Origin of the sequence: Paenirhodobacter enshiensis, assembly GCF_000740785.1 — a bacterium.
GTDB lineage: Bacteria > Pseudomonadota > Alphaproteobacteria > Rhodobacterales > Rhodobacteraceae > Rhodobacter > Rhodobacter enshiensis.
Map to the genome: position 1 here is coordinate 26,164 of NZ_JFZB01000039.1, position 14,344 is coordinate 40,507.

At 63.4% G+C, this 14,344-nt stretch carries 10 protein-coding genes and 3 pseudogenes; 6 read left to right on the forward strand and 7 right to left on the reverse strand.

Annotated features, from left to right (window positions below):
* Positions 1-6 precede the first annotated feature (6 nt).
* The 5 genes and pseudogenes from CG50_RS17445 to CG50_RS16650 all read right to left on the reverse strand — a co-directional run.
* Positions 7-1,341: pseudogene (locus tag CG50_RS17445) on the reverse strand (ABC transporter substrate-binding protein).
* A gap of 23 nt (positions 1,342-1,364) precedes the next feature.
* Positions 1,365-2,405, reverse strand: coding sequence for a branched-chain amino acid ABC transporter permease (locus tag CG50_RS13905; protein WP_036639600.1), 1,041 nt, complete (start codon positions 2,403-2,405; stop codon positions 1,365-1,367).
* 4 nt (positions 2,406-2,409) lie between these two features.
* Entirely contained in the window at positions 2,410-3,309 is a 900-nt protein-coding gene (locus tag CG50_RS13910) for a branched-chain amino acid ABC transporter permease (RefSeq protein WP_036639602.1), read from the reverse strand.
* Positions 3,306-4,229 (reverse strand): ABC transporter ATP-binding protein, encoded by a 924-nt coding sequence (locus CG50_RS13915; protein WP_338048287.1) that lies wholly within the window; start codon positions 4,227-4,229, stop codon positions 3,306-3,308. The genes CG50_RS13910 and CG50_RS13915 overlap by 4 nt, the downstream gene beginning before the upstream one ends.
* Before the next feature lie 406 nt (positions 4,230-4,635).
* Positions 4,636-5,049: pseudogene (locus CG50_RS16650) on the reverse strand (transposase); the annotation flags it as partial.
* Positions 5,050-5,267: 218 nt separating this feature from the next.
* Between CG50_RS16650 and CG50_RS13930 the strand changes: the two are divergent.
* Genes CG50_RS13930 through CG50_RS13940 form a run of 3 tightly spaced genes read left to right on the forward strand, consistent with a single transcriptional unit; the run spans position 5,268 to position 6,708 of the window.
* Positions 5,268-5,519, forward strand: a complete 252-nt coding sequence (locus CG50_RS13930; protein ID WP_245615743.1) for a CopG family ribbon-helix-helix protein — start codon at positions 5,268-5,270, stop codon at positions 5,517-5,519.
* The gene (locus CG50_RS16655; RefSeq protein ID WP_081880454.1) at positions 5,516-5,905 is read left to right on the forward strand and encodes a type II toxin-antitoxin system RelE/ParE family toxin; all 390 of its coding nucleotides are present in this window, start codon (positions 5,516-5,518) and stop codon (positions 5,903-5,905) included. The genes CG50_RS13930 and CG50_RS16655 overlap by 4 nt, the downstream gene beginning before the upstream one ends.
* A 50-nt stretch (positions 5,906-5,955) precedes the next feature.
* On the forward strand, positions 5,956-6,708 hold the full coding sequence (locus CG50_RS13940) for a transposase (RefSeq protein ID WP_161785411.1): 753 nt from the start codon (positions 5,956-5,958) through the stop codon (positions 6,706-6,708).
* 94 nt (positions 6,709-6,802) lie between these two features.
* On the opposite strand, the gene CG50_RS16310 is transcribed toward CG50_RS13940, so the two are convergent.
* Positions 6,803-7,366 (reverse strand): TetR/AcrR family transcriptional regulator, encoded by a 564-nt coding sequence (locus CG50_RS16310; protein WP_161785412.1) that lies wholly within the window; start codon positions 7,364-7,366, stop codon positions 6,803-6,805.
* A 109-nt stretch (positions 7,367-7,475) separates the two neighbouring features.
* Between CG50_RS16310 and CG50_RS13950 the strand changes: the two genes are divergently transcribed.
* The 3 genes from CG50_RS13950 to CG50_RS13960 are packed head-to-tail and all read left to right on the forward strand — an operon-like array spanning position 7,476 to position 12,388.
* The gene (locus CG50_RS13950; RefSeq protein WP_036639613.1) at positions 7,476-8,543 is read left to right on the forward strand and encodes an HlyD family secretion protein; all 1,068 of its coding nucleotides are present in this window, start codon (positions 7,476-7,478) and stop codon (positions 8,541-8,543) included.
* Positions 8,540-11,275, forward strand: a complete 2,736-nt coding sequence (rbbA, locus tag CG50_RS13955; RefSeq protein ID WP_036639615.1) for a ribosome-associated ATPase/putative transporter RbbA — start codon at positions 8,540-8,542, stop codon at positions 11,273-11,275. The genes CG50_RS13950 and rbbA overlap by 4 nt, the downstream gene beginning before the upstream one ends.
* Complete coding sequence (locus tag CG50_RS13960) at positions 11,276-12,388, forward strand: ABC transporter permease (protein ID WP_036639618.1); 1,113 nt, start codon at positions 11,276-11,278, stop codon at positions 12,386-12,388.
* Positions 12,389-12,617: 229 nt separating this feature from the next.
* On the opposite strand, the pseudogene CG50_RS16890 reads toward CG50_RS13960, so the two are convergent.
* Positions 12,618-13,863, reverse strand: a pseudogene (locus CG50_RS16890) (IS3 family transposase).
* Positions 13,864-14,344: the final 481 nt, after the last annotated feature.

A 14,344-nucleotide genomic window follows, 5' to 3' on the forward strand; every position in this document is an offset into this window, starting at 1 on the left:
GGCCAGTCAGTCCTTCGGCCCCTCGACCACATCGACATCTGCCGCTGTGCGGATCTTGATGCCCTTTTCCTTTGCGTAGGCCTCGGAGGATTTCTCGATAATCGGGCGCAGCAAGGCCCAGTCGGGAGCGATCCAGTCAGAGACTACGTTCCACTTCTGCCCATCCCATTTCTGGAAGGTCACATAGCCATCGCCTTCGTGATTGTCCCATGTGACATTGATCGAATGGAACAGGTTCTCGGCCCCAAGTGCTTTGACCTGGTCGGGGTCGAGTTGCAGATGTTCTAACCCCCAGCGGATTTCATCTCCGGAAAGCGTGCGATGACCGAATTTCGCCTGCGCGATGCGCACCGCCTCGACGTTCAGGATGCCATTCACCACGCCAAGGTTGTAATAGACTGACCCGAGCCGAGAGGGATCGGCCAGATTGCCCTGTCCCTTGTCGTATATCCATTTCCGGATGTCCCTGAGCACCGGATAATCATGCCCCGAAGCCTGCGTCGTGAGCGCGGTATATCCGATTGCCGCATCGCCCGCCGGACGCACATCCTCTTCAGAGTTCGCCCAGACGTTGCCGATGATCTTCGATGTGGGGAAGCCATTGCGCTGCGCGGTGGTCAGGGCGACCGGGTTCATCACCCCCCAGCCCCGCAGAATGACGTAATCGGGCCGTTCACGCCGGATTTGCAACCACTGGGCCTGTTGTTCGTTACCGGGATGGGGCACCTCGATCTACACCAGCTTGAAGCCGTATTTCTGCGCAAGCAGTTCGTAAATCGGGATGGTCTCCTTGCCATAGGGCGAGCCGTGATAGAGCACGACGATCTTCTTGTCCCTCAGCTTGTCGAGGCCACCTTCCTTCTGTCCGATATAGTTAATGATCCCCGAACTTTCGGAATAGGGGTTCATCAGCAAAGGAAAGACATAGGGGAAGACCCGCCCGTCCGTCGTATCTGTGCGGCCATGGTCGATGGTGAGCAGCGGTACCTTGTCTTGCGTGATCCCGTCGATCATCGCATAGGCGATCCCCACCGACAGCGGATTCCATGCCGCGACGCCCGGATTGGATTTCAGCCGCTGATAGACCTCGACCCCCTTTTCGACCTCGTATTCGGTCTCGCCTTCCGAATAGGTCAGCTTGACCCCATTCACCCCGCCGTCTCTGGCATTGATCAGATTCAGATAGTCGATGAAGCCGCCAAAGAACCCGCTGCCCGGTGCCGCATATGGGCCGACGCGGAACGATTGCATCGGGAAATACTGTTCGTCCGCAAGCGCCGGGGCAGCCCCCAGCAGGCTCGCCGCCAGCAAGGCTGGGACGAAATGTTTCAGGAAAGTCATATCTATCTCCGTTATGTTATGGGTCAGTCCCGTCGCAAGGCCCTGCCCAGCCGGGCTCTGGCCCGGTCGAGGATGGCTACGAGCCCGTTTGGCTCGGCGATCAGAAAGAGGATGATGATCGCGCCAAGCACGATCTGTTCGATCAGTTTCAACACGCCCGCATCTATGACACCGCCGAAAAGCGCCGAGGATACCCGCGCAAGCAACAGCGGGAACACCACGATCAACGCAGCCCCCAGAAAGGCGCCACGGATCGTCGCAAGCCCACCGATGATGACGATGAAGAGGATCTGGAACGAACGGTCCAGATTGAACCCTTCGGGCTCGATCGTGCGCAAATAGGCAAAGGACCACAGCACGCCTGCGACCCCGATGATGGCCGAGGAAATCGCAAAGGCGGCCAGTTTCGTGCGCAGGACCGGAACGCCGATCACCTTCGCCGCCGTTTCGTCGTCGCGCACTGCGTTCAGGTTGATGCCCTCCGGCCCCGAGACGAGCCGCCAGACCAGCACGGTGATCAGCGTCACCACGATCAGCGCAAAGAAATAGCGCCCCGCCGAGCTATCCAGATCGAGCCCCCAGAACGCGATCTTCGGGGCCGAGATCACCCCCGAGGCGCTGTCATTCGAAAACCAGCCGAACTTGTTGAGCGCCCATTGCACGAAGAACTGCGCCGCAAGGGTCGATACCGCCAGATAGAACCCGCGCAACCTTAGACTGGGGAGGCCGAAGAACGTGCCGATCAGCGCCGATGTCGCTGCCGCAAGCCCCAAGGCGAGGGGCAAGGACACCCCAAGTCGCAGCTGGAAATTATAGGCCGCAAAGGCACCAACAGCCATGAACGCCGCCGATCCAAGCGATACCTGCCCGCCATACCCGGTGAGCAGGTTCAACCCGAGGCCCGCCAGAGACAGCGCCAGAAACGGCAGCAAGATCGCATCGAAGACATAGGGCGAGGCAAGCGCAGGCACCACGGCGAAGGCCACGATGAGCACCGCACCGATACCGAGCACCCGGCGCGACACGGGCGCAGGCCCGACCGGAAAATCCGCAACCGACGTCATCGGATCAATACCTTTCCACGAGTTTGGTGCCAAAGAGGCCCGACGGGCGCACAAGCAACACCACAAGCGCCACGGCATAGGCGAACCAGCTTTCGATACCGCCGCCGACATACGGACCAAGATAGACCTCGGCGAGTTTCTCGCTTGCTCCGATCATAAGCCCGGCGACGATCGCTCCGAGGATCGAATCGAAGCCGCCAAGGACCAGAACCGGCAAAGCCTTCAGAACCACAACGGAAAGCGAGAACTGCACCCCGAGGCGCGCCCCCCAGAGCAGCCCCGCGACAAGGGCGACGAAACCTGCCGCAGTCCAGACCGTGCTCCGGATCAGGTTCAGCCGCAGCCCCACCGCAGTCGCTGCGAATGTGTCGTCGGCCACGGCACGGAAACTCAGCCCCGTGCGGGTGAAGCGGAAGAACAGCGTCAGCGCCGCCACCATCGCCGCAGCGATCGCTGCCGCCGCAAGATCGAATTGCGAGACATAGATGCCGCCGAAGTCGATCGGTTCGTTCGAGATACCCAGATCGAGCCGGTGCACCTGCGTTCCCCAGATCAGCTGGGCCGCACCCTCGATGACATAGCTTAGCCCAAGCGTCGCCATGAACAGCACCATGGGCGAGCGGTTGGTCAAAGGCCGCAGCACGCTGCGCTCGATTGCGAAGCCAAGCATCGTCATCACCGCAAGGGTAAACACGATGGCAAGCCAGAACGGCACGCCACGTTCGATCAGGCTAACGAAGGTGAGTGCCGCGAACAGGACCATCGCGCCTTGGGCAAAGTTCAGCACCCCCGAAGTCTTGTAGATCAGCACGAAGCCGATCGCCACGAGCGCATACATCACCCCCGACAACAGCCCGCCGACCGCGACCTCGACACCGAAGAGGAAATTGAGCCAGTCCATCATGCGGCCTCCGCGTCGGTGCCCAGATAGGCGCGGATGACATCGGGATCACGGCGCACCGCATCGGGCGTGCCGTCGGCGATCTTCATCCCGTAATCGAGCACCACGATCCGATCCGAAAGCCCCATCACCACGCCGATGTCATGCTCGATCAAGATCACGGCGATCCCCAGATCGTCGCGCAGCGCCTGAATATGTCGCGCCATCGCGGCCTTCTCGGTCACGGTCAGGCCCGCCATCGGCTCGTCGAGCAGCAAAAGATGCGGCCAGGCCGCCAGAGCACGGGCGAGATCGACCTGCTTTTGCACCCCATAGGGCAGCGTCGACACCCGCCGATCCAAAAGCCCTGTCAGCCCAAGGAGCGCCGCGACCTCGTTCACCCGTGCCGTGACGCGGGCATTCTCGCGCCGCGCCTGCGGCAGGCCGAGGATCTGCGCGCCAAGCGATACCTTGCGCCGGAAGGCAAGGCCCGAGGCGATGTTTTGCGCGACACTCAGGGCTGGGAACAATGCAAGGTTCTGGAATGTCCGCGCGACGCCAAGCCCTGCAAGCCGATGTGGGCGCAATCTGTGCAGCAGTCGGCCACCGATACGGATTTCGCCCGAACTTGCCGAATAAAGGCCACTGATGACATTCATCAAGGACGACTTGCCCGCCCCGTTCGGGCCGATGATCGCACGGATCTCGCCCGGTCGGACATCGAAAGATACCGACTTCAGGGCATGGATGCCGCCAAAACGGAGACTGATATCCTTCAGCTCGAGGGGCAGAGGGGCCTCGGCTGAAAAAATGGGGGACGGGCTGTGTGATGTGGGCACGACGTCGGATCCAGCTCCCCCGAAGGGGGCCGTTGCCGCGCCTTGAATAAGGCTGGTCAAGGAAAACTCCGAAAACGGGCGGGCTGACCAGCGGGGGGCACCCACGTGCAGGTCAGACCCGGCAAGGGGATGGCGAAGGTCGTATCCGTCCTTTCACGAACAACACTCTCTGGCTCAGATCATGCTGGGCCAGAGGTCAATTCCCCATTCCATATTCAGCTTTCCAGAGAGGATGAAACCGTCGCGCCTTCGTCCCGCAAAAGGATTTCTGCTGCGGGGGCGAAAATTCATCTCTTTGCGAGAGCGTCTAAAGCATCGTTTCCCCGAGGTGGCTGGCTGGCGGCTCCTTCCGCTCCGTCATTTTCCCTGAGCCGCAAGCGCCCGCAGCAGACTTTCGACCAGAAGCCCCTCGGCATCGAGGATCGTATGGACCACGGCGACCAGATGCGCATTGATCCGCTTCAGATCGCGCAGCATGTCGAGAAGCAGCTGGGAGGCGTTATCCGGCTCATTCCTCGCACAAGCGGCTGACTTGGCTCTTCGAGATGCCGGCCCCGCCCATGGATTGAACAAGGTCATCCATGGCCCGGGTCGATACGCCGTGAACGTAGGCCTCCTGGATCACGGCTGTCAGTGCCTTCTCGACAGAGCGCCTCGGCTCAAGGAAAGACGGGAATTACGACCCGGTACGCAGGCGCGGGATGCGCAGCTCAACGCTGCCCGCCCGGGTCTGCCAATCCCGGTCTCGGTATCTGTTGCGCTGCGCCAGCCGATCGCTGCTCTTCTCGCCGTAATCGGCACCAGTCTTGGCGCCGACCTCCAGCTCCATCAGGTGCTCGGCCGCGAAGCCGATCATCTCGCGCAGAAAGTCCGCGTCTGTGCTCTTCTCGACCAGCGCGCGCAGGTCCATCATTGGTTTGGTCATCGGGTGTCATCCTCGGTTCAGGTTGGTTCTCGCAACCCGACCCTACCGGGAAACCCGACGACCACCGCCAGCTACACCATCAACTGGGACATCATCGTTGGGCCTTCCTGCGACAGGCGGCATCGCCGCAGGATAGAACGAGCATGATCCGTTGTCGGCCGGCTTGGAAACGGGGCGGCGGTGCACTATGATTACACTAGACTACAATGGAGCACACCATGCCGCAGCGCGCTGCCTCAGAACCCATCACCATCCGCACGGCCAAGGTCTCGGAGATCGACGCCTTGGCGAGCGCGATGGATCGTTCCCGCAACTACATCGTCAATCAGGCTATCGAGCAGTATCTCGAAGCCAATGCGTGGCAGATGGAGCGGATCTCTGCGGGGATCGAGGCGGCGCGGTCGGGCAAGGTGCAACCTGCCGAGGACGTCTTTGCCGGGATCGCAACAAAGCACGGCTGGCAACGGTGAAACGCCTTCTCATTGCCGAACCTGCCGCCCGCGACCTTGAAGAGATCGTGGACTATATCGCACTCGACAATCCCATTGCCGCCGAGAGCGTCTATCGGGGGATTGTGGGCGCGGCGCAGAAGTTGCCCCAGTTTCCGGCTCTGGGGCGCCCCGGACGCCATCCCGAAACGCGCGAGCTGAGTGTTTCGGGGCTGCCATATCTGATCGTCTATGAGGTCGGCGCCGAGGCGGTGACGATACTGGCGGTGTTCCATACCGCCCGCGATCTGGCGCAGGCCCTGCGCGAGCGGATGCACGGGGCTGATTTGTCCGAGCTGATCGCGGACATCACGCCGGAAAGCCTTCACGGGAAAGTAGATTTCGATAAGCCGGGCGAAGAGCGCTGACGTCCCCCGTCTTCACCAGCTTACCAAGTTCGGATCGTCTGCCGTGCGGTGTGCGGTCAGACGGTCATGCAGCTCCAACAGGTGCGCAGTGGTCGGACCGCAGGCTGGACGGATCTGCAACGCGCGCCAAGACCGACAGGATCGATGCCGAACTCATTGCCCATTTCCTGATCTTCAGGCCCGAGGCGGGACGAACACTTCCCGCAGAACATCTACGTCTTCTCAGGGCCTTGACCACCAGGCGGGCACAGATGGTCGAGATGCGAAAGCGACTCTTGGCGCAGATCCGCGCGCATCGGAAATCCGGAACTGCCGAGCTGTTCAAAGATATCGATCTGGAGCTGAAAGAACGGTTGGATGGAGCGATTGCCGAGCTAGAAAGCCGAATTTCAGAGCTCCTCGGTCGCGACAGCCGTCTTGCGGACACCGCGCGCATCCTTCGTTCCGTTCCCGGCATCGGACCGGTCGCCAGTTCAACGCTGATCGCCGAACTTCCCGAACTCGGCGTTCTCACCGGCGAAGAAGCTGCGGCGCTGACCGGTCTGGCGCCAGTGGCGCAGGACAGCGGAACGCTGCGCGGCAAGCGCGTCATCGCCGGTGGCAGGCGCGCCCTGCGGCATGTCCTGTTCCAGGCGGCATTGCTCGCCTCGCATCACAACCCGACGTTCAAAGCCTTCGCAGACCGGCTCCGTAAAGCCGGCAAGTCGCACAAGGTCATCGTCACGGCAGTCGCGCGCAAGCTCGTCATCATCGCCAATGCTCTGTGCAAAAGCCGGCGGGAATGGGAGCCCCGCCACCCCTGACAGATACAGTTGCTAGAGCGCGGCAGCCCCAGAACGTAACCACGAGCATGCGGTAACCAGCTCACGCATGAGAGCTTGCTCATCCTGCGTGGAGTCAGATGAGGATCCTCATCATCGCGTCACGGATCGCACCACGCAGCTCTTCGTCGGGGATGGAGACAAGCTGCTCCACGCCGAGCGCGTTGCGCTGGATCGCCGTGCCGAACAGCAGGCTGGTGGCGAGCATGACCTGCAGCGTCCTCTCCGCCCCGAACTTGGCGATCATCCGGTCATGGAAGCGCTCGGCGCCGGCCTCGCGCAGGATGTCGCGGGTCTCGGCACTCGTGCAGGAGCGCAGGATCATGTCGATCGGCCCGGCCTCGTCGCTGGTGCGCGGACTTTCCATCGACAGCCGGTCGCACAGGCGGCGGATAACCTCTTCGCGGCTGACCGGCTCGGCGAAAACCGCATCGAAATTGAACTGGGCATCCAGCGCCTGCCGGAACAACCCCACCTTGGAGCCGAAGGTGCGGTGTACGTAAGCCACATCGACCTGCGCATCCCCGGCGATGTCGCGCAGGCTGACCTCGGAAAACGGCTGTCGCGAGAAACGCAAGATCGCCACGTCGAGGATCCGCTGCCGGGCGGGAGTGTCGTCGTGACGAGGTTTGGTTGACATCGGCCTGCTCCTGGCCACGGCCGGTCTGTCAACAAGTGTTGACACACGCTTCCGTGACCCTATGCTCCCACCGGGAATTTCGGACATCGCATTAGCAGAGTTGCCCCTGATGAAAAAGCTCGACGGAAAATGGATCTGGGCCGCGCTGGCCGTCGCGGCCTGCGGCGCGGGCTGGCTTGGCTGGCAGCGCCTGCACACGCCCGCCCTGCCCGCCGCGATCGCCTCTGGCAATGGCCGGATCGAGGCGACAGAAGTCGACATCTCGGCGCTGTCGGGGGGCAAGATCGCCGCGATCAAGGTGCGCGAGGGCGATTTCGTCCACCGTGGCGACGTGCTGGTGCAGATGGACGTGATCCAGCTTCAGGCCCAGAAGCGGCAGGCCGAGGCACAGTTGCGCCGTGCCCGGATCGGCGTGGACACCGCGGGGGCGCTTGTCGCGCAGGCCGAGGCTCAACTGCGTGCGAGCCTCGCCCAGGTCGATCAGGCACAGGCGGCGCTCGATGCGGCGGTGCTGCGGCGCAACCGCTCCGAACAGCTGGTGAAGACCAACACCCTGTCGCAGCAGACGCTCGACGACGACCGCGCGGGCGAACGTCAGGCCAGCGCCGGCCTCGCCTCGGCGCAGGCCTCGGTGGCGGCGGCAGAGGCCGGGGTCAGCTCGGCGAAGGCGCAGGTGGTCGATGCCGGGGCCGCGGTGGACGCGGCGCAGGCGACGATCGATTCCGTCGAATCCTCGCTGGACGATGCCACGCTGAAATCGCCGCGCGACGGGCGCGTGCAGTATCTGGTGGCACAGGAAGGTGAGGTCGTCTCCTCCGGCGGGCGGGTGCTCAACCTCGTCGATCTGGGCGATGTCTACATGACCTTCTTCCTGCCGACCTCGCAGGCGGGCAAGGTGCGGGCGGGCTCCGAGGTCCGGCTGGTGATGGATGCGGCCCCCGGCTACGTGCTGCCCGCGACGGTGTCCTATGTCGCCGACGTGGCGCAGTTCACGCCGAAGACGGTCGAGACCGCCGAGGAGCGCGAGAAGCTGATGTTCCGGGTCCGTGCCCGGATCGACCCGGCACTGCTGCGCGAATACATCGAATATGTGAAGACCGGCCTGCCGGGCATGGCCTATGTGCGGCTCGACCCGACGGTCGGGTGGCCCGCCGCGCTGGCGAATGTCGTGAAATGAGCGATCCCGTCGCCTCGGTCTCGGGACTGGTGTTGCGCCACGGCGCGGTCACGGCCCTGGACAACGTGACGCTCGACGTCCCGTCGGGGATCATGGTCGGGCTGATCGGCCCCGACGGGGTGGGCAAGTCGAGCCTGCTGTCTCTTCTGTCCGGCGCGCGGGAGATCCGCGAAGGCTCCGTCACCGTTCTGGGCGGCGACATGGCCGACAGGACGCACCGCAGCCGGGTCTGCCCGCGCATCGCCTACATGCCGCAGGGGCTCGGGCGGAATCTCTATCCCACGCTGTCGGTGTTCGAGAACCTCGACTTCTTCGGCCGCCTGTTCGGGCAGGCCGCGGCCGAGCGCGAGCGGCGGATAGCGGATCTGCTCGCCGCCACCGGCATGTCGGCCTTCCGCGACCGCCCGGCGGCGAAACTTTCGGGCGGGATGAAGCAGAAGCTGGGCCTGTGCTGCGCGCTGATCCACGACCCGGATTTCCTGATCCTCGACGAGCCCACGACCGGGGTCGATCCGCTGTCGCGGCGCCAGTTCTGGGATCTGATCGCCACCATCCGGGCCTCCCGCCCGGCGATGAGCGTGATCGTCGCCACCGCCTACATGGAAGAGGCGGCGGGCTTCGACTGGCTGGTGGCGATGAACGCGGGGGCGGTGCTGGCGACAGGTGCCCCCGAGGAGCTGCTGGCACGCACCGGGGCGGGCACGCTCGACGATGCCTTCATCGCGCTGCTGCCCGAGGAGGTCAGGGCCGGGCACACCCGCGTCACCATCCCGCCGCGTCCGGCAAGCGCGGAGGTCGCGATCGAGGCCGAGCATCTGACGATGCGGTTCGGCGATTTCACCGCGGTCGACGATGTGAGCTTCCGCATTGAAAAGGGCGAGATCTTCGGTTTCCTCGGCTCGAACGGCTGCGGCAAGACCACGACGATGAAGATGCTCACCGGCCTGCTGCCGCCGACCGAGGGCCGGGCAAAGCTGTTCGGTCAGGAGGTCGATCCGACCGACATGGCGGTACGCCGCCGGGTCGGGTTCATGAGTCAGGCCTTCTCTCTCTATGGCGAGCTGACCTGCCGGCAGAACCTCGAACTGCACGCCCGGCTGTTCAGGATCGCCCCCGAGGAGATCCCGGCGCGCGTCGGGGAGATGATTGCCCGCTTCGGACTGGAGGAAGAGGCCGACACGCTGCCCGCGGCACTGCCGCTCGGCATTCGTCAGCGGCTCTCGCTTGCCGTCGCGATGATTCACGGGCCGGAGGTGCTGATCCTCGACGAACCCACCTCGGGCGTCGATCCGGTCGCGCGGGATGGCTTCTGGCAGATCCTCGGCGAGCTGTCGCGGCAGGACGGGGTCACGATCTTCGTCTCGACCCATTTCATGAACGAGGCGATGCTGTGCGACCGGATCTCGCTGATGCATGCGGGGCGCGTGCTGGTCAGCGACACGGCCCGCGCGATCACCGCCGCGAAGGGGGCCGCGACGCTGGAGGATGCATTCGTCGCCTGTCTCGGGGAAGCGATGGGGGAGCGTGCGGCGGATGCCGCCCCAACTCCTGCCCCTGCCACTGCCCCGGAACCCGTCCCGGACGTCCCGGCGCAGCGCGTCAGCCGCTTCAGCCTGCGCCGCCTGCTCAGCTATTCGCGGCTCGAGTCGCTGCAGCTGCGCCGCGACCCAATCCGGCTGACGATGGCGCTGATCGGCTCGGTGCTGCTGATGTTCGTCATCGGCTATGGCATCAACATGGATGTCGAGGACCTGAATTTCGCGGTTCTCGACCGCGACCAGACCGGCACCAGCCGCGACTATGTGCTGGACATCGCCGGGTCGCGCTATTTCGTCGAACGGCCGCCGCTGACGGATTACGACGACATGGACGTGCGGATGCGCAACGGCGAGCTCAGCCTGGCGATCGAGATCCCGCCCGGTTTCGCCGAGGATATCGCGCACGGGCGCGACGTCGCGGTCGGCGCCTGGATCGACGGGGCCAACCCGACGCGGGCGAATACCGTGGTGGGCTATGTGCAGGGCATCCATGCCGCATGGCTGACCCGCAAGGCCCGCGCGCTTTATGGCGACGCGGCGGTGCAGGGCAATTTCGATCTGGTCACCCGCTACCGATACAATCCCGATATCAAGAGCATCGTCGCCATCGTGCCGGCGGTGATGCCGCTCCTGCTGCTGATTATCCCCGCGATGCTGACCACACTGAGCGTCGCGCGCGAGAAGGAACTCGGCTCGATCACCAATTTCTACGTCACCCCGGTGACGCGGCTTGAATTCCTGCTCGGCAAGCAGCTGCCTTATGTCGTGCTGGGCATGCTGAATTTCGGCCTGCTGACAGCCATGTCGGTGCTGCTGTTCGGCGTGCCGTTCCACGGCAGCCCGCTGACGCTGACGCTTGCGGCCTTCCTTTACGTGCTGGCCACCACGGCGATGGGGCTGCTGGTATCGGTGTTCATCTCCAGCCAGGTGGCGGCGCTGTTCGCCACAGCCCTGTTCACCATCATTCCCGGCGCGCAGTATTCCGGGCTGGTCGATCCGGTCTCGGCGCTCGGCGGTATCGGCAGGATGATCGGCGAGGTCTATCCGACGACATGGTTCATCGTCGCCGCACGCGGCACCTTTTCCAAGGGGCTGGGCTTCGGCGATCTGACGCAGGCCATGCTGATGCTGACCGTCGCGGTGCCGGTGGTGATCGGTCTCGCCGCCGTTTTCCTGCGCAAACAGGAGCGGTGAATGGATCTGCGCAATATCTGGCAACTGGGGCTGAAAGAGCTGCGCGGCCTGCTGCGCGATCCGGTCATGCTGGTGCTGATCGTCTACTCCTTCACGCTGTCGATCTATTCGTCGTCGAAGGCGATGCCGGATGCGCTGTCGAATGCGGCGATCTCGATCGTCGACGAGGATCGCTCGCATCTGTCCGGGCGGATTTTCGATGCGTTCTACCCGCCCTATTTCGTCGCGCCGAACCGGATCACCACCTCCGAGATGGACCGGCGGATGAATGCCGGCCTCGATACTTTCGCGCTCGACATTCCGCCCGATTTCGAACGCGACGTTCTGGCGGGGAAGGTGCCGGCGATCCAGCTCAACGTCGACGCCACGCGGATGAGCCAGGCCTTCACCGGCAACAGCTACATCCAGCAGATCGTGACCAGCGAGGTTTCCGAATATGTCGCGCATTACCGCGCGGCCGACAGCCTTCAGGTCGGGCTGACCCTCAGGGCACGCTACAACCAGAACCTCGACCCGGTGTGGTTCGGCGCGATCAACAACGTGGTGCAGGCGATCATGATGCTGTCGATCGTGCTCACCGGCGCCGCGCTGATCCGCGAGAAGGAACATGGCACCATCGAACACCTGTTGGTGATGCCCGTCACCGCGGGCGAGATCATGCTGTCGAAGGTCTGGTCGATGGGGCTGGTGGTGCTGGTGGCCTCGGGGCTGTCGATCGCCTTCGTGGTCCAGGGGCTGCTGGCCGTGCCGATCCTCGGCTCCGTGGCGCTGTTCATGGCCGGAGCGGTGCTGATGCTGTTCGCGATGACCGCGCTCGGCATCTTCCTTGCCACGGTGGCCGGCTCGATGCCGCAGTTCGGCCTGCTGATGATGCTGGTGATGCTGCCGCTTCAGGTGCTGTCGGGCGGCATGACCCCGCGCGAAAGCATGCCCGAGCCGATCCAGGACATCATGCTGCTGGCGCCGACGACGCATTTCATCATGCTGTCGCAGTCGATCCTGTTCCGTGGCGCCGGTTTCTCGGTGGTCTGGCCGCAGTTTGCCGCTCTCGCCATGATCGGCATCGTCCTGTTCCGGCTCGCGCTCGAGCGGTTTCGGAAATTCCTGCAATGAGACGATGATTTTTGTCATTGTATCGCTCACCGGTGTCAATGGACGCCCCAAATGGGTTCTGTCGCGGATTTGGTGCGGCGATCTTCTGTGCTGCTATATTTTGACCTTCTTCACAGGAAGTTTCGCGAGGGTGTTATGGTTTCGCGTCCGGATTTTCTGCCGGCAGGGCTCTCATGATCGCAGTCAACCCCTTATTCCACGGTGTTTACCCTGACCTGCCCCTGAAGTTTCATTCAGCAGCGACTTGAGCCCGTTTGGGGTCTACGCCATCTGGCGCGGGTTGAGCAATCGCCCGCCGCGCGGAGCTTTCATCTTGCGCAGCGGGGCGGGCGATTGCGGTGGTCAGGGTTCGAGCATAGTCAGCCGTGGTCCGGTAATCCAAGGCCGAATGAGGGCGCTCGGTGTTGTAGTCCACGGCCCAAGCCGCGATCACGACGCGCGCATGTGCCAGGTTGCGGAACACTGTCTCGTTGAGCAACTCATCGCGCATCCGCCCGTTGACGCTTTCGACGAAACCGTTCCGCATGGGCTTGCCCGGCGCGATGTAGTGCCATTCGATCCGGTGCTCGGACCCCCACCGCAGGATGGCATTCGAGGTCAGTTCCGTGCCGTTGTCGCTGACAATCATTCCAGGTTTGCCGCGGCGTTCGATCAGAGCCGTCAGTTCACGCGCCACGCGGTGCCCCGAGATCGAGGTGTCCGGGATCGCCGCGAGGCATTCCCGGGTGACGTCGTCGACCACGTTGAGCACCCGAAAGCGCTGGCCGTTGGCGAACTGGTCGTGGACGAAATCCAGGGACCAGCGTGCATTGGGGCGCGCCTCGACCAGGATCGGCGCTCGTGTCCCGATAGCCTTCCGCCGGGCCTTTCGCTTGTGCACCGTCAGTGTCGTCGGGGCAACAGTCCCCCGGACTGTTTCCTGATCCTCCTCCATCCTCGCGGTAGAGCCGACAGATCCGATTGATCCCGGAAGGCTCCCCCTCGCGCCGAAGCAGCACGAAGAGCCGCCGATAGCCGAACCGACGGCGCTCGTTGGCCAGCTCCCGCAATCGCCCACGCAGCGCCGTGTCCGGCGCGCGCTGCACCTGGTAGCGGATCATCTTGCGATCCGCCCCGGCAATACGGCACGCCCGCCGTTCCGAGAGCCCAAGTCGGGCCTTCAGATGCGCGACTGCTTCGCGCTTCACGGCGGGCGTCACCATTTTTTCGAAATCAGTTCCTTCATCGCCGCGAGATCGAGCATCTGCTCGGCCGGCAACTTCTTCAGCTTGGCGTTCTCATCCTCGAGCGTCTTGAGCCGCTTCGCCTCCGACACCGTCATGCCGGCGAACTTGGCTTTCCAGTTGTAGAAAGTGCCTTCCGACATCCCGTGCTTGCGGCACAGATCCGCGCACTTCACCCCGTCGACGTATACGTCGACCGTGCTCGGCCAGGATGCCGATGATCTGTTCATCCGTGAATCTCGTTCGCTTCATTGTCCGTCCTCAGGTTGGGCCGGACGCTAATCGCTGGTGGAGGAAAAATCCCGGGGCAGGTCAGATCATCCGCGATCAGGGGCTAAATCTGGACAGCCCGAAAATCCCCGATCTGCTGGTGAACGTCGTTAAAAACTAGCGGATTTAAGGGGTAGCTAGGGCCCCTGTGGCGCTATTCGCGTCCGCCTTCCGTCAGCTCGAGCAATGGCGGCCGTCATGCGCGCTCCCAAGGGGCGCTTGAGGTCCAGGGCGGATGAACTTCGTAATTCGTAACCCATATCTCGCAAATCGCAAATCGCACGATTTACACGGCGCTCGAACTGACGTTCCGAGCGTTGATAACAAGTTGCATTTCCTGCCAACTATCACTCCTCCAATTATCACTCCGCAGATCATCTCCATTCGTGAGCACCTGCACGCTCTCGGTTGACGCGACAGGTCAGAGAAAAGCGCAAGTCCGAGCGCCCTAATCATTCTCAGC